The organism is Haloferax sp. Atlit-12N (assembly GCF_003383095.1).
Classification (GTDB): Archaea; Halobacteriota; Halobacteria; order Halobacteriales; family Haloferacaceae; genus Haloferax.
This window is the reverse complement of sequence record NZ_PSYW01000001.1, coordinates 947,796-962,873: the sequence shown is the minus strand read 5'-3', so window position 1 is coordinate 962,873 and position 15,078 is coordinate 947,796. Positions and strand designations below refer to the sequence as shown.

Genomic DNA, 15,078 nt, shown 5'->3' with positions numbered 1-15,078 from the left:
ATCGAGGGTGCGCCCGACGCGGCTCAGCCTTCCATCCCACCGAACGACAGGCCACCTTCGATGTAGCGCTGTGCGAACAGGTAGATGAGCATGATGGGTGCGGCGAACGTCAGCGCGAACGCCGAGAACCGGGCCCACGGGATGGAGTACCGCCCGACGAGCGAGTACAGCCCGACGGGCAGGGTGTAGTTGTCCGTCGAAAGCAGCGTCTGGGCGACGACGAACTCGGTCCACCCGGTGAGGAAGGTGAAGATGAACACCGTCGCCAGTCCCGCCTTCGACAGCGGCAGGATGATTTCGGTGACGATTTTCCACGACGGCGCGCCGTCCATCATCGCGGCCTCCTCGTAGGAGACGGGAATCCCGTCCATGTACGTCTTCAGGAGCCACGTGTTGAACGGGACCGCGGTGGCGGCGTAGTACGCCGACAGCGCGAGTTTGCTGTCGTTGAAGCCGAACTGGACGAACAGGGCGTACAGCGCGATGAGGAGCGCGACGCCCAGCCCGCCGCCGATTTGGGTGAACAGCACGTAGCCGTACAGCACCTTCGAGCGGCCGATGAACTGCCGGCGCGACAGCGCGTACGCGCTGGGGACGATGAGACACATCGCGAGCAGCACCGTCGGAATCGCCACGGTGAGGCTGTTCGCGAAGAACCGCTTGAACTCGGAGGTCTCCGTGACCCCGTACTGCGACACGTCGAGGAACGCCAGTTCGGGCGTCTGGAGGAACACCTCGTAGCCGCCGAGGCCGAGGCTGATGCGGTAGCTCGGGACGATGAGGTCGCCGATGACCCACAGGAACGGCTCGATGGTCGGGTCGGCCGGCCACAGGCGAATCCCGCTCGACGAGTACAGCGACGCGCCGGTGCCCGAGAAGGCCCCGACGGCGACCCAGTACAGCGGGAACAACAGGAGCGCGACGACGACCGTGGCACCGAGGGTGATGCCGGCGGTCTTCAGCACCGTCGCGGGGCTGACGCGCCCCTCGCGGATGCCTTCGAGGGTGTACTTGGCGTCCTTGACCGACTCGACGGGAGCCATCGCGGCGGCCCGCGCGTCGTCGGCGAGTTCGGACGCGATGTCTGAGATGACGCTCATGCGTCGTCCACCCCGTCGGCGAGCTGTCCTTTCTTGACGTTTAGCATCATGAAGACGCCGATGACGGCCACGGCGACGAGCATGATAGCCGCGCCCTCACCGTACTTCTGGAAGCGGAACGCCTCACGGTAGCCGTAGACGATGAGGAGTTCGTTCGTCCGCGACGGCCCGCCCTGATTGAACACGTACGGGATGAGGAACTGCTGGAACGACGCCGCGGCCGTGAGAATCGAGGCGAACAACACGGGGCGCTTGATAGAGGGAAGCGTCACGTGCAGGAAGCGGGCGAAGAAGCCCGCGCCGTCTATCATCGCCGCCTCGTGGAGTTCCTCGGAGACGTCCTGCAGGGCGCTCACGGTAATGATGACCATGAACGGGTACGCCAGCCACGCCTCGGTGACGTTGTAGGCGAGGAAGGCCATCCACCGCTCGGAGAGCCAGGCGATGGAGTCGAGGCCGGCCATCCGGAGGAACTGGTTGGCGAGGCCGAACTCGGCCGAACTGAAGATACCGCGCCAGATGGTGATGGTGAAGATGCCCGGCAGGCCGAGCGGGATGATGATGAGCGCGCGCATGAACCGCTTGCCGCGGACGCGCTCGCCCGTCACCACGAGCCCGATGCCGAGGCCGACGAGCACCTTGAGCGCGACCGACGTAGCGACGAACAGCCACGTCACGCCCATCGAGTTCCAGAACTGGCCGTCCGAGAGGACCGTCACGTAGTTGGCGAGGCCGACCCACTGCTCTTTGCCCTGGAACAGCGTGGCCGGCTCCGCGTTGGTGAACGAGAGATACACCAGGTACAGGACGGGAAACAGCATGAACGCGAGGAAGACGAACAGCCCCGGCAGTACCAACAGCAAGGGCAAGTCGTCCTTGCTCACCACCGGGCTGTCCGCGACGCGCTCGACGGCGCTGTCGACGACGCTCATCGTCCTTACTCCCAGTTAGACCGGATGCTCTCTTCGGCCTTCGTGAACGCGGGTTCGAGCTCCGCGTCGCCGTTTTTCACGCTGTTGAAGGCGTCTTCGAGCGGCCCCCACACGTCGCCCATGTTCGGGTGGGTCGGGATGGGGGTGCCGAGCGAGACGGACTCCGAGAAGCCCTGGACGGCCTCGGGGAGGTCGCTGCTCGAAGCGAGTTCCTTGTGGACCGGAATGTAGCCGAACTCCTCGGCGTTCGCCGAGAGCACGTCGGTGTTCGTGGTGTACCACTCGGCGAACGCGCGGGACGCCGCCGCCGTCGCCTCGTCGCCCTCCAGCGTCGAGGTGAAGTAGAGCTGCTTGACCGTCGTGTACGGCTTGGGCTCGGCGTCACCCTCGGGCGAGGGGAGCCGGGTGATTCCGGCGTCGATGTCGTTGGAGCGAACGTCGCCGAGGAACCACGGCCCGTTGATGGCGAACGGCGCGTTACCTTCGAGGAAGACCGCCGCCTGCGGGTCGTAGCCCGTGTCCTTCGGCTGGTACGGGACGAAGCTGTCGAGGATGAATTGGAACCCTTCGAGCGTCGCCTCGTTCGACAGGCCGAGTTCGACGTTCGACTCGTCGAAGTAGTAGCCACCGAAGGCGTGAGCCCACGCGCTCATGAAGTAGGCGTTCAGCGGGTAGCTGAGGCCGTACATCCCGTTTTCGGGGTCGTGGTACTCCTCCATGATGGCCGTCATGTCGGCGATGGTCTCGGGCGCTTCGTCCACCATCTCCTTGTTGTAGATGAGGCCGACGGTCTCGGCCGCGTAGGGGAGCGCGACGGTCGCGCCGTCGAACTGGACCGCCTCCTGTGCGGGGCGGGTGTAGACCGAGAGGTCAACGTCCAGCTGGTCGCTCTGGTCCGAGAGGAAGCCGTTCTGGTAGTACTCGCCGGTCCAGTCGTGGGCCCAGTCGAACATGCCCGCGCCCTGTCCGGCCGGGATGGCGGAGGTCGTCTTCTTCCGGAGGTCGGCGATTTCGGCGGGCTTCGCCGTATGTGCCGTCTCCGAGGTGAACGTCTCGGCGTTGGCTTCGAGCGCCTTCTTCTCGGCTTCCGCGCGCTGGTGCCAGAGCGTGAACGTCCCGCTCGGGCCCGCGGACTCGGTCTCCCCTCCCGCGGTGGTCTCCTCGCCACCGTCGTCGCCCTCCGCACCGCTCTGTTCGGGCGTCTGCGTCGAATCGGTCTCCGACACGCCCACGCACCCTGCGAGTGCGCCGACGGCCGTCGTGCCTGCCAGTTGCTTCAGGATTGTGCGGCGGTTCATTGGCATAACGAATCTATGATGAACTATGTGTTCATATATTTAATAGTTCGGAATGACGCCCGCATTCGCGGAGAAAATTGCCAATTTGGTGCCCCGGTACGATTCCCTAGTCTCCCGAAAGATTGGCTGCAGATGCCAAAATCAGGCTTCTAAAATTCAATACGAACTATTGCATCACAAATTCAGAAAATAGGAAAACGATTATGGACGATGGGAACAGACGGTGAGTAATGGCACGTCTCACGCTCGAAGCGCTTCGCAAGGAGTACGACCGGGGTCGCGTCGTCGCCGTCGAGGACCTCGCACTCGACGTCGAGGACGGCGAGTTCATCACCGTCGTCGGCCCGTCTGGCTGCGGGAAGTCGACGACGCTCCGCATGGTCGCGGGGCTCGAATCGCCCTCCGGCGGCACGATTCGAATCGGCGACGAGGACGTCACGGACCAGCACGCCCGCAAGCGCGACGTGGCGATGGTGTTCCAGAACTACGCGCTGTACCCGCACAAGACCGTCATGCAGAACATGGCGTTCGGCCTGCGGATGAGCACCGACCTCTCGAAGGACGAGCGCCGCGAGCGCGTCCGCGAGACGGCGGCGATGATGGGCATCGAGGACCTCCTCGACGACAAGCCCGACGAGCTTTCCGGCGGGCAGAAACAGCGCGTCGCGCTCGGCCGCGCCATCGTCCGCGAACCCGACGTGTTCCTGTTCGACGAGCCGCTTTCGAACCTCGACGCGAAGCTCCGCACCACGATGCGGACCGAGATTCAGCGCCTCCAGAACGAACTCGGTATCACCTCGCTGTACGTCACGCACGACCAGGAGGAGGCGATGACGATGGGTGACAAAATCGTCATCCTCAACGACGGGAAACTCCAGCAGGTCGGCCGCCCGAAAGACGTGTACGAGAACCCCGCCAACGAGTTCGTCGGCGGCTTCGTCGGCTCTCCCTCGATGAACTTCCTCGACGTGTCGGTCGAACGCGAGGGTGACCGCCTCGTCCTCGTCGGCGACGGAGCGTTCTCCTACCGTCTGTCCGAGTCGTTCTCGGCGACGCTCCGCGAGGACACCGACGCGACAGAGCTCCGCATCGGCGTCCGCCCGGAGGACGTGGTGACGGCCTCGTCCGGCGAGAACGTCGTCGATTCGACGGTCGGCGTCGTCGAACCCATCGGCTCGGACAACTACCTCCACCTCGACATCGGCCCCGACTTCATCGCCCGCGTCGACTCGGACATCGAACCCGAGACGGGCGAGACGGTCGGCGTCACCTTCGACGAGTCGGACCTCCACGTCTTCCACCCGCGGACCGGCGAGTCGCTCCTCTACCGCGAGTCCAAGCGACGCGCGGCCCCGACGCAGTAACCGTGAAGAAGTAGTTCGCTGTTTTCTCGCGGCGGCCTCTCGTTGTTCGACAGCCCCGTCGCCGCCGACTTACTCCCCGTCGAAGGCGTCGTCGGCGTCGAGCGTCGCCAGCGTCGCCAGCCGGAGCGCGTGCGGCCAGCCGAGCGGCGTCGCGCTGTCGGGCGTGCCGTCGTCGAAGAACTGCTCCGCGAGGTAACCTTCGTCGGTGCACAGCGGGCCGTCGGGGAGGACGAGGTCGAGGAGTTCTCGACCCTCGTCGGCGAACGTCCCCGCCCGGTCGTCGTCGTGTTCGGCCAGCAGGGCGGCGAGTTCGACGCCGGCGTTCGCGCCCCACGCGGTCGAGACGGTCCAAATCTTCTCCGAGGACTGCTCGCGCATCCGCCAGTCGTCGCCCTCGAAGCGGACGAGTCCCTTCACGTCGCTGTCGTCGGGGTCGTGCCAGAGGCCGTCGAAGACGGACTCGACGTGGCGGACGAGTCGGTCGAGTCGGTCGTCGTCGACGGATTCGAGGCGGTCGTAGGTCCGGTGGGCCGACGCGAGCGCGAGCGCGGCGGAGTCGTAGCGGTCGTCGAGTTCGCCGTCGGCGACGCGGAGCGCGTAACAGCCGCGACCCTCGCTCCAGAGGTGGTCGATACCCTCGTACACCTCGCGGGCACGCTCCGCGGCCCGGTCGGTCAGTGCCGAATCGAGGTCGGACAGCGCGAGCGCGGCGTAGGCTTCGAGGAACGTCGCCGCGGTGTGGCTGAACCGGCCGGTCATGTTCTCCCACGCGTTCTGGCAGTCGATAGGGAGGCCGTCGTCGCCGAGGGTGTCGTCGAGGCTGTCGAGGGCGCGCGCGAGCGTCTCCTCGATGTCGTCGCGGAGGTCGTCGTCGGCACAGCGGTCGTGGTAGGCCGCGAGGAAGGCGATGACACTCCCCGTCTGGTCGGCCTGATAGTCCGCGTCGTCACCCGATTCGAGACGGGCGTTCGCCCAGCCGGGGGCGAGCGAGCCGTCGAAGGGCCAGACGCGGTGTGGCCACGAGCCGTCCTCGCGCTGGGTGCGGCAGTAGGCGCGGGCGCTCCGCTCGTGCCACGCGTCGAGGCCGAGGTCGAGTCGCTCGTCGGACTCGAAGAGGAATTTCGAGATTTCGGCGTCGTCGCGGAACCACGTGTAGCCGTAGCCGCCGGAATAGGCGTAGTAGGGGTCGAAGTCGGGGCCGGCGATTCGGAGGCCGAGCCCCCCCGAAAGCAGCGAGAGCACGCGGATGTCGGCGCGCATCGCGGCCGATTCGCGGTGGTCGGGCACCGCGCCTTCGACCTCCGTCGCGGCGCGCTCGCGGAGGTCGTCGAGGTCGCGGGCGACGAGGTCGCGGACGGTTTCGAGCGCGTCCTCGCGGCCGGTCTCGGTGTCGTCGGTGAGCAGGTGGCCGACCGCGGCCGCGCCCGACTCGAACGGGACCGTCCCGACGACCGCGCCGCTCAGTTGGCCCTCCTCGTAGCAGTCGTCGGTGCGGGGACGCGGCAGTTCGACCTCGCCCTCCGAGAGCAGTTCGTCGAAGCCCTCGGGCACGCGTCCCTCGACGTGCTCGAACGCCGGCGACGACGCGAGGAAGTCGTGTTCCTCGGCGTGGTACGCTTCCACCGCGTCGCCGTGGGTCAGTTGCCCGACGAGCGTGTCGCGGCCGTCCGGCTGGAAGTGGACGAAGGCGACGAGTTCCACGTCGGCGTCGGTCTCGAACCGGCTGACGTGGCCGTCGCCGACCGCGAGGTCGTACTGCGTCACGTCGCCGTGGGGCGTCTCGTGGTCGGTGACGACGAGCGCGCCGTCGCCCGTGTACGACTGGCTCGCGCCCTCGTCGAACCAGTAGACGCCGGCCTCGTCGCCGACGGGGCGGATGCCGAATCGGGAGCGCTCGACCCCCCAGAGCCCGGACAGCGGGTAGCCGAAGTCGCGGAGCGAGCCGTCGGTCTCGACGTGGACTAACCGGCTTCCGAGGCCCGAAAACAGGCCGCTCGTCGTCCGTCGCTCGCCCGGAAACCGAGTCGGGTGGTCTGCGTGCCGCTTGTAGTCGGCCAGCGCGTCGCGTAGTTGCATTGCTGAGTCGTGGGACCCCCGCAGATAATAATCTTGGTGTAATGTTCCTTCAAACTTTCATGCGGTTTCGAAACGGTAAGGGCCCCCCTCCCCGGAGAGGTGGTATGCATCACCCCGGTCCGCCGCGAGTCACGACGGTCGGCCGCCCCGTCGAACTCGCCCCGAGAGCCCCCGAACGGGACGCAACGTACCGCTGGCGCGTTCTCGACGCCCCCGCGGAGAGCGCCGTGACGGTCGGCTCGGGCCCGGTCGTCCACCTCGAACCCGACGCTCCCGGCACGTACCATCTCGAACTCGACGCGCCCGACGGCCGCCACGAACAGACCGTTCGCGCCTTCCCCGACGACCGCCGCCCGGCGACGATGGCGGTCCCCGCGGCCGACCTCGAACCCACGTCGCCGGACGAAGTCGCCGTCATCGGCCCGTTCAACGACCGTCTCGTCGGCCGCGACCGACCGCGCCGCGTCGGCGACGACTACGTCCTCGACGTGGACCTCCCGCCGGGCACGCACCCGTTCGGGTTCGCCCCGCACGACGACCTCGCGGAGCAGGTCCGCGGCGACGTCGAAGTCCCCGGACCGGGCCGCCCGCGGGTTCGACTCGACGGGCGAGTCGAGCAGGAGAACAGCGACGAACTCGTCGTGGTCGCTGACGCGGACACCGCACCCGACGCCGGGGAGGCGACGCTCGCCGTCGAGTTCCTGTTCGACGGCCGCGACGCGCTCGAACCGGGCGACTGCGAGGTCGGCGGCGACAGCCTGCGCGTCCCGGTCGAAACGCTCCGTGGGCTCGACTCGCCGGTTCGGGTCCACGCCGTCGCGGTCCAAACCACGGCCGGGTCGGGTGAGTCGAGTGAGTCGGGCGAGCCGTCCGTCCGGCACTCGATTCTCGACACGCTGGTCGTGGAATCCGAGGACGCGGGCGACGAACCCGGTTCCGGCCTCGCGGGCCTCGCCGTTTCGCGCCCCGGCGACGCGCCCGAGTGGGCGCACCACGCGACCGTCTACGAGGTGTTCGTCCGGTCGTTCGTCGGTGAGACGCCCGACCCGACGTTCGACGAACTCGCCCGGCGGGTTCCCTACCTCGAATCCCTCGGCGTCGACTGCCTGTGGCTCACGCCGATACTGGAGAGCTACACGACCCACGGCTACCACGTCACCGACTACTTCGAGACCGCGTCGGACCTCGGTACGCGCGAGGATTTCGAGGCGCTCGTCGACCGATGCCACGACGCCGGCATCCGCGTCGTCTTCGACCTCGTCATCAACCACACGTCGCGGGACCACCCGGCCTTCCAGTTCCACTCCACCGGCGTCCCCGGCTACGAGGACCACTACGCCCGCGTTCCAGAGCGCGAGGACCCATCCGACGTGGACTGGGGCGGACCCGGCGCGGCGGAACACTACTTCAACTGGACGCGCATCCCGAACCTCAACTACGACTCGCCGGCGGTCCGGTCGTGGATGCTCGACGTGGTCACCGAGTGGGCGACAGTCGTCGATGGCTTCCGGTGCGACGTGGCGTGGGGCGTCCCCCACGGCTTCTGGAAGGAGGTCCGCGAGCGGGTGAAGGCCGACGACCCCGAGTTCCTGCTCCTCGACGAGACCATCCCGCGAGACCCTGCGTACCACGAAAACGAGTTCGACGCCCACTACGACACGACGCTGTACGGGGCGCTCCGCGAGGTCGGCGCTGGCGAGAAGCCGGCGACCGCCGTCCTCGACGCCGTCGCCGACGCCCGCTGGCACGGCTTCCCCGACGACGCCGTGCAACTCCGGTACATCGAGAACCACGACGAGGAGCGCTACCGGAGCGACGTCGGCGACGACGCGCTTCGGGCGGCCGCGGCCGCGACGTTCACGCTCCCCGGCGCGCCGATGATATACTACGGGCAGGAGACCGGCGTCGCGGATCAGCGCGGGACGATGCGCTGGCACGACGCCGACGCCGACCTCGTGGATTTCCACCGGCGGCTCTCCCGCCTCCGCGACGCGCACGAGGTGCTCCGCGTCGGCGACGTCGAACCCGTCTCTGCCAGCGTTGCCCCCGCCGGAGACGGCGGCGTCGAGTCCGACCGCGTAGTCGCGTTCGCCCGCGACGACGGCACCGACCGACTCGTCGTCGTCCTGAACTTCGACGGGAAGCCGACGACCGTCGAACTCGGCGCGGAGACGGCGGAGACCGACCTGCTGACGGGCGAGCGAGTCGGCGCTGGTGACGCGAGCGGCGCGGCCGCGGGCGATGAGGGCGTCCGCGTCACCGTCGCCGACGCGGTCGTACTTCGCGCCGTCGGCGATTCGAGCCATTAAGTATCATGGTCGATGACAGTCCGACCATGGACGACCGGGAACTCGCCGACCTCCTGGAGCAGTTCGGGCTCTCAGAGAAGGTCGTCGACACGTATCTGACGCTTCTCGAACTCGGGGAGGCGAAGGCGAGCCAGATCGCCGACGCGGCGGGCGTCTCTAAGCGCTACGTCTACAGCGTGAGCAAGGAACTGGAATCGCGCGGCTTCGTGGAAGTCAACGACCACGTCGTGCCGACCACGATTCGGCCGCTGCCACCGATGGAGGTCATCGAATCGCTCTCCGAGAGCGTCGAGTCCATGCGCCCCGCGCTGGAGGAGCGCTACACGGCCACCGCCCGCGACCAGGAGCGATTCGAGGTCATCAAGTCCCGCGTGACGGTTCTCAAGCGCATCGCCGAACTCGTCGGCCGCGCCGAGTCCGAAATCACGCTGTCGCTCCCTTACGATGTGCTCGACGAGGTGGAAGACGAACTCCGCGCGGCCCGCGAGCGCGGCGTGCTCGTCTCGCTCGTCGTCAGCGGCGTCGAACCGCACGACGACCTCGAACTCGACGGCGTGGCCTCGCTGGTGCGCGTCTGGCACGAACTCATGCCCACGATGCTCACCGTCGATTCGCGGACGGGCCTCATCTCCCCCGGCGAGATGGTCGCCCGGTCGAACTCCGAGTCGCAGGCCATCGTCTTCGCCCAACCGCACCTCGGCCCGGTCATCGTCGGCTCCTTCTTCGGAAACTACTGGCCGATGGCCGCCGAGGCGTACACGACAGACCCCGACCCGCTCCCGGCGATGTACCACAACTTCCGCCACGCCGTCCTGCAGGCCGCCCTCTGCGAGCGCGCGGGTATCGACCTCGACGTGACCGTCACCGGACGGATGGTCCACACTGACGGCCCGACCGAACTTCACGGCCGCGTGGTGGACATCCGGCAGGGCCTCCTCGAACCCGCGAACAACTCCTTCCCGGTCGAGAACGCCTTCGTCGTCGAGACGGACGAGGGGACTTACAGCATCGGCGGGCAAGGCGCGTTCGTCGAGGACTTCGAGGCCGACGCGGTGGAGTTCACGGCGGCCGAGTAGGCCCGCACGTTCGGCCGGTCTTTCGCGTGCTTCACTGACCGACGTTCCGAACAGAGACATGTCTGAAAACAATTAGTTCAAAATTTCAATACTGTCTATTGAGTTGAACATATCGTAACATTTAGTAAATAGTCATAATATGGCAGATTTATGCCACAATCAGTTGACACGAACAAGGCAGTCAGCCAGTACTACTCGACCGTCCACGAACTGTATCAGGAGTCGATGGACGAGTACGACCACCGGTCTATTCACTACGGATACTTCGACGCCAAGCACACGAGTCGCGATTCGGCGGTCGAGAACATGACGAGAGTGCTCGCCGAAACGGTCGATATCGACGCCGACGACCGGGTTCTCCACTGCGGTTGCGGCATCGGCGGCCCGGCCACGTGGATCGCGAAACATCGCGGTGCGGAGGTGGTCGGGCTCAACATCACCGAAAGCCAACTCGAACACGCCCGGTCGCTCGCGGAGACGCGGGGCGTCTCTGACCACGCTGAGTTTCGGTATGACGACTTCACCGCGATGGAAACGGTCGACGACAATGCGTTCGATGTCGTCTGGGGGCTCGAAGCCATCTGCTACGCCGAGAATAAACGGGACTTCTTGGAAGAGGCGTACCGCGTCCTCGACGACGACGGTCGAATCGTCGTCGCCGACGGGTATCGGAGCGAACGTGACCTTCGCGAACGGGACGAACAGCTCATGCGTAAGTGGCTCGACGGGTGGAAGGTCCCAGATCTCGCTCACGTCGACGACTTCCGGGCGCACATGGAGGATATCGGATTTGAGGAGGTCACTGCAGACAATATCGACGAGCACGTCCTCCCGTTTTCGAGGGGCACGTTCATGTCGAGTTTTCCGCGGTACGTGCTCGTGAAACTCCGCGAACAGTTGGGTCGCGGAACCCCGACGGAGGTAGCTCACGTCATCGCCTGCCACTATCAATACCGGACGCTGCGTCAGGGCCTCTGGTCGTACAACATCGTCCACGGTAACGTCTGAGCGAGCGGCCGTGCGGACTTCGCTGTCTCTCACTTCGATGGTGGATTAGACGGTGTCGGCCGAGTTGGCCGGTTTCTTGACTTGCGTGACGACGAGGCCGAGCGCCACGAGCGCTAACACGCTCCCGACGAAGAAGGGGAGCTGATACGAGATGTCGCCGAGTACTCCCCCAACGAGCGGGCCGCACGCCCGCCCGAGCCCGTACGTCGTGGTGATAATCGCGAGCCAACTGCCCGACTCGCCCGCGTTCGCGAGGTCCCCCGCGAACGCCAGTGACGGTGAGAACGCGATCGCAAGCGCGCCCCCCTGCAGGAACCTCGCGGCGACCATCAGCACCGGTGAGGTGATGTACGCCTGAACGAACACGGCAGGGGTGAGCGCCGCCGCGCCCGCGAGAATAAACACACGCCGTCCGAAGCGGTCACTCGCTTTTCCAGCGGGAATCAAAAGGACGATGACCGCGATCATGAGCGCCGCGTACTCCGCGCTGAACATCGCTTGACTCTGGCCGAGTCGCTGATTGACCAGCCGTTGAATCGGAACGAACAGGTCGACGGTGACAGAGAGTAGGAACGTAGTCGCACCAAGCGCAAAAATCGGGTGGAACAACTGCTGGTTTCCGAACACGCGCAGCGAGAGCGAACTCCGCTCTCTCGACATCTGTTCGTCCGGCTCGGGAACGAAAAGAGCGACGAGCAGGATGCTCACCGCCACTACCGACCCAGCAACGACGAACGCGAGCGCGAATCGAGACACCGAAATCGCTCCATCGGAGAGCGGGACGGCGTACGGCCCACCGGAGAGGATGCCGCCCGCGACGAGCGGGCCGACGACGTACCCGGAGAGCCGAACCGCGTTGAACAGGCCGATGTCGCCGCCGCGGTCGCCCGCCTTGGTGAACTCGTTGACGATAGCCATTGACGCCGGGAGCGAGAGCGCAGCACCGAGTCCCTGGACCGCCCGGAGTAGGACGATACCGGGGAACCCACCGACGAACGGATAGAGGAAGTCGGCACCGCCGATTAGCGCTAATCCGAGTGCGACGAACCCCTTCCGGTAGGCGAACCAGTCGGAGAGCCGACCGGCGTACCGTTGGGTTCCGGCGCTTACGAGTGCGTACGTCGAGACGCTGACGCCGACGAGAGTTGCTTCAGTAAACCCGAATTCGAAGATATTGAACGATAGTGAGACGAATCCACTCGTCAGATATGCCGGTATCAAGACGACGAGGATGCCGTTTCCGATGGTGTCGGCAAACCGCGCGAGTGCGAGGACGAGGATTCGCCTGTCGATGACACCCATAAATGGCAACCAGTTGACTAGTATTTAAATTATTCCTTTCTCTGTCGCGGTCTATGGAAGTTTCAAGGCTAAAACCTCGCCCTTTAGGGCGGGGAGGATGTCAAACAGCGGCCGAGTAGCCGTCTCGAGCCCGTCCCTGTTCCTCCCGGACCGTCGCATCGCCGGCCGCGTGGGACGTTCGCAGGCCCGCCACCGAACTATTACGTGGGCCTCTCGTTGGACGCCCATGGACCGCGACGGAGCCCGTCGTCTCGCCGCGCGGACGCTCGCCGTCATCCGCGAGAAGAACGTCACGGTGACGGCCGCGAGTCTCGCGTACTACGCGTTCAACTCGCTCGTCCCGCTGACGCTCCTGCTTTTCGTCCTCGTCACGATGTCCGGTCGGGTCGAAGCCCTGCTCCCCACGTTCGAACTCCTCGTCGGCGTCGACCTCTCGCAGTTCGAATCGACGCTCAGAGCGGTGAGCGGGCAGTCAGCCGGGCGATTACGCGCCGCGGTGCTCGCCCTCGGCATCTTCCTCTGGAGTTCGTTCCGACTGTTTCGCGGGATGGACAGCGTCTTCAGCGAGGTGTACGGCACGCGGAAAGAGGTCTCCGCACTCAGGCGATTTCTCAACAGCGCCCTCGTCATGGTGACGGTCGCGGTCGGTGTCGGCGTCATCGCCGCCGCCGGTCTCATCGTCTCCTTCCGCGTGACACACCTGCTGTGGTCGGTCGTCGCGCCGGTTCTCCTGTGGGCGTTGCTCACCGTGCTTTTCGTTCCGATGTACGCCCTGTTTCCGGGCGTCGACGTCTCCCCGCTCGAACCGGTTCCGGGGGCCGCGCTCGCGGCGCTCGGGTGGACGGCGTCGCTGCAGGCGCTCCGCCTCTACTTCGGGGTCTCGCAGAGCATCGAACTCTACGGTGCCGCGGGCGGAGTCTTGCTCATCCTGACGTGGCTGTACGTCGGTTCGCTGGCTTTGCTCGTCGGCGTCGTCGTCAACGCAGTGCTGGCAAACCGGGTCGATGCCGACGCCGACTGGTATCCCGGTGACGAGGCGACGGGTGACGAGCGAGGTTGACCGTGGTGCGTCGCCGCGAAAAAGCGTTCAGCGTCCTTACAGGAGGAACGTGACGATGGCCAGCACGAGGAAGATGACGACGAGGATACGTGCGACTTTCATCGAGAGCCCCGCGATTCCGCGGAAGCCGGCGAGCCCGGCGACCAGTGCCAAGACGAGGAACACGACCGCGTAGTAGAGGAACCCGCCGCCACCCTGCAGCGGCGTGAGCGCGGCGACTCCGAGCCCCGAGAGCGTCATCGTCCGGCGGTGGGCCACGTGCCCCCGCGTTTCACCTCCCGGACGTGTGCGACGGGTTTCGGCGGCTTCGGAGCGCAAGCGTCTCCGGTCTCATCGGCGTGAACTGTGTCTCTCATCGCGGTCGTGATTGCCTCTCACACACAATGAGGCCGGTCCCTGCATTGGCAAGGTTCGGTCCATCGTGAGGCGCTCTTCGCCGACCCGCCCCCGACTTAGCGACGGTTCACCGCTTCGGCGGCGAGTTGCGCCACGAATCCGGCGCTGCTCCACCGGAGCGAGAACGCTCCGGCAGCCATCAATAGCACTCCTCGTTTGGTTCGCCCCTTTGCTAGCGCTCTGGTTCCCGCGACGACCGAGGTTACCGCGCTCAGCGTTCTCGTCCACTTCGAGTCCAGCAGTTGGCGTCCAATCACGTTCTGAACGTGTCTCCGAAGCAGTGTAACTGGCGGGCTTGCGTGTGCCCCGGGCCACCCGCCGGGCGATGGCCCCCGCAGACAAATGTACCACGCTCGCCTACCCATCGCCATGGCAACTATCGTACGGGGAGCGATTCCGTCCGACGAATTCGCGTTAGGCCACACGCTCTCCGCGCTTCCGGGCGTCGAAATCGAGTGCGAGCGTATCATCGAGAGCGGCGAACACACCGTGATGCCCCTCGTGTGGATTCGTCACGCCGACCGCTCGGACATCGACGACGCCCTGCGAGAAGACCCGTCAGTCGACGAAGTCACCTGTCTCTCGGAGTTCGACGACGAATTCCTCTACCGGATGGCGTGGGTCGACCACGTTCACCTGCTCTTGCAGATGATAACGAACTCTCACGCGACGGTTCTCGACGCGTACGGCTGGGGCGACGAGTGGCAGTTCCGCATACTCTACCCGGCTCGCGACGACTTCGCGCGGACGCACGACTTCGCGGCGGAACACGGGCTGAGGTTCGAAATCGAGTCGATTCGAGAGATGGACGCCGAACCGGCCGGACGGTACGGTCTCACCGAAAGCCAGTTCGAGGCGCTGGCGACGGCGGCGCGGGAGGGGTACTTCGAAGTGCCCCGGCAAATCTCACTCTCGGAACTGGCCGACAAGATGGGCGTCTCGCATCAGTCGCTCTCCGAGCGAATCAGGCGGGGAACAGATGCGCTCATCGAAGACTCTCTGCTCATCGGGTCGGTCCCGGAGGACTTCCGAGACTGAGACGCCGGATCCGGAATTTCATATCGCAGTATGTGGTTTATTTCTCCCATCGAGCGGTCTCCCAGCGAACGAGACCGGTCGCTGACGCTCGTCACAGGTGAAAAGCGGGGTCGCTAAAA

Annotated in this window: 12 protein-coding genes; 6 read left to right on the top strand and 6 right to left on the bottom strand. The window is 65.9% G+C overall.

What is annotated here, in order from left to right; translation table 11 throughout:
- Positions 1 to 23 precede the first annotated feature (23 nt).
- From C5B90_RS04965 to C5B90_RS04955, 3 genes are read right to left on the bottom strand one after another with little or no spacing between them, the layout of a single operon-like run.
- Positions 24 to 1,100: a sugar ABC transporter permease gene (locus C5B90_RS04965; protein WP_115879559.1), complete on the bottom strand. Its 1,077-nt coding sequence runs from the start codon at positions 1,098 to 1,100 to the stop codon at positions 24 to 26.
- Entirely contained in the window at positions 1,097 to 2,032 is a 936-nt protein-coding gene (locus tag C5B90_RS04960) for a carbohydrate ABC transporter permease (protein ID WP_004044370.1), read from the bottom strand. The genes C5B90_RS04965 and C5B90_RS04960 overlap by 4 nt, the downstream gene beginning before the upstream one ends.
- A gap of 5 nt (positions 2,033 to 2,037) precedes the next feature.
- Positions 2,038 to 3,330: a substrate-binding domain-containing protein gene (locus tag C5B90_RS04955; protein WP_115879557.1), complete on the bottom strand. Its 1,293-nt coding sequence runs from the start codon at positions 3,328 to 3,330 to the stop codon at positions 2,038 to 2,040.
- A 230-nt stretch (positions 3,331 to 3,560) separates the two neighbouring features.
- On the opposite strand from C5B90_RS04955, the gene C5B90_RS04950 reads away from it, so the two are divergent.
- Positions 3,561 to 4,694, top strand: coding sequence for an ABC transporter ATP-binding protein (locus C5B90_RS04950; RefSeq protein WP_115879555.1), 1,134 nt, complete (start codon positions 3,561 to 3,563; stop codon positions 4,692 to 4,694).
- A gap of 69 nt (positions 4,695 to 4,763) precedes the next feature.
- On the opposite strand, the gene C5B90_RS04945 is transcribed toward C5B90_RS04950, so the two are convergent.
- Positions 4,764 to 6,770, bottom strand: coding sequence for a glucan 1,4-alpha-glucosidase (locus C5B90_RS04945; protein ID WP_115879553.1), 2,007 nt, complete (start codon positions 6,768 to 6,770; stop codon positions 4,764 to 4,766).
- A gap of 104 nt (positions 6,771 to 6,874) precedes the next feature.
- Here C5B90_RS04945 and C5B90_RS04940 point away from each other — a divergent pair, with 104 nt between their 5' ends.
- The 3 genes from C5B90_RS04940 to C5B90_RS04930 all read left to right on the top strand — a co-directional run bounded on the left by C5B90_RS04940 (position 6,875) and on the right by C5B90_RS04930 (position 11,163).
- Entirely contained in the window at positions 6,875 to 9,079 is a 2,205-nt protein-coding gene (locus tag C5B90_RS04940; protein WP_115879550.1) for an alpha-amylase family glycosyl hydrolase, read from the top strand.
- Between the two features lie 5 nt (positions 9,080 to 9,084).
- The gene (locus tag C5B90_RS04935) at positions 9,085 to 10,155 is read left to right on the top strand and encodes a TrmB family transcriptional regulator sugar-binding domain-containing protein (RefSeq protein WP_199517439.1); all 1,071 of its coding nucleotides are present in this window, start codon (positions 9,085 to 9,087) and stop codon (positions 10,153 to 10,155) included.
- Between the two features lie 150 nt (positions 10,156 to 10,305).
- The gene (locus C5B90_RS04930) at positions 10,306 to 11,163 is read left to right on the top strand and encodes a cyclopropane-fatty-acyl-phospholipid synthase family protein (protein WP_115879548.1); all 858 of its coding nucleotides are present in this window, start codon (positions 10,306 to 10,308) and stop codon (positions 11,161 to 11,163) included.
- 45 nt (positions 11,164 to 11,208) lie between these two features.
- On the opposite strand, the gene C5B90_RS04925 is transcribed toward C5B90_RS04930, so the two are convergent.
- Complete coding sequence (locus tag C5B90_RS04925) at positions 11,209 to 12,465, bottom strand: MFS transporter (RefSeq protein WP_115879546.1); 1,257 nt, start codon at positions 12,463 to 12,465, stop codon at positions 11,209 to 11,211.
- A gap of 226 nt (positions 12,466 to 12,691) precedes the next feature.
- Between C5B90_RS04925 and C5B90_RS04920 the strand changes: the two genes are divergently transcribed.
- The gene (locus C5B90_RS04920) at positions 12,692 to 13,525 is read left to right on the top strand and encodes a YihY/virulence factor BrkB family protein (protein WP_115879544.1); all 834 of its coding nucleotides are present in this window, start codon (positions 12,692 to 12,694) and stop codon (positions 13,523 to 13,525) included.
- Between the two features lie 36 nt (positions 13,526 to 13,561).
- Here C5B90_RS04920 and C5B90_RS04915 read toward each other — a convergent pair whose 3' ends face one another.
- On the bottom strand, positions 13,562 to 13,765 hold the full coding sequence (locus tag C5B90_RS04915; protein ID WP_042661916.1) for a DUF1328 domain-containing protein: 204 nt from the start codon (positions 13,763 to 13,765) through the stop codon (positions 13,562 to 13,564).
- 525 nt (positions 13,766 to 14,290) lie between these two features.
- Between C5B90_RS04915 and C5B90_RS04910 the strand changes: the two genes are divergently transcribed.
- On the top strand, positions 14,291 to 14,959 hold the full coding sequence (locus C5B90_RS04910) for a helix-turn-helix domain-containing protein (protein WP_115879542.1): 669 nt from the start codon (positions 14,291 to 14,293) through the stop codon (positions 14,957 to 14,959).
- The last annotated feature ends 119 nt before the right edge of the window (positions 14,960 to 15,078 follow it).

Bases quoted from the DNA above. Each gene is read 5' to 3' on its own strand.
- C5B90_RS04965 (WP_115879559.1), bottom strand. From the start codon at position 1,100: ATGAGCGTCATCTCAGACATCGCGTCCGAACTCGCCGACGACGCGCGG.
- C5B90_RS04960 (WP_004044370.1), bottom strand. From the start codon at position 2,032: ATGAGCGTCGTCGACAGCGCCGTCGAGCGCGTCGCGGACAGCCCGGTG.
- C5B90_RS04955 (WP_115879557.1), bottom strand. From the start codon at position 3,330: ATGAACCGCCGCACAATCCTGAAGCAACTGGCAGGCACGACGGCCGTC.
- C5B90_RS04950 (WP_115879555.1), top strand. From the start codon at position 3,561: ATGGCACGTCTCACGCTCGAAGCGCTTCGCAAGGAGTACGACCGGGGT.
- C5B90_RS04945 (WP_115879553.1), bottom strand. From the start codon at position 6,770: ATGCAACTACGCGACGCGCTGGCCGACTACAAGCGGCACGCAGACCAC.
- C5B90_RS04940 (WP_115879550.1), top strand. From the start codon at position 6,875: ATGCATCACCCCGGTCCGCCGCGAGTCACGACGGTCGGCCGCCCCGTC.
- C5B90_RS04935 (WP_199517439.1), top strand. From the start codon at position 9,085: ATGGTCGATGACAGTCCGACCATGGACGACCGGGAACTCGCCGACCTC.
- C5B90_RS04930 (WP_115879548.1), top strand. From the start codon at position 10,306: ATGCCACAATCAGTTGACACGAACAAGGCAGTCAGCCAGTACTACTCG.
- C5B90_RS04925 (WP_115879546.1), bottom strand. From the start codon at position 12,465: ATGGGTGTCATCGACAGGCGAATCCTCGTCCTCGCACTCGCGCGGTTT.
- C5B90_RS04920 (WP_115879544.1), top strand. From the start codon at position 12,692: ATGGACCGCGACGGAGCCCGTCGTCTCGCCGCGCGGACGCTCGCCGTC.
- C5B90_RS04915 (WP_042661916.1), bottom strand. From the start codon at position 13,765: ATGACGCTCTCGGGGCTCGGAGTCGCCGCGCTCACGCCGCTGCAGGGT.
- C5B90_RS04910 (WP_115879542.1), top strand. From the start codon at position 14,291: ATGGCAACTATCGTACGGGGAGCGATTCCGTCCGACGAATTCGCGTTA.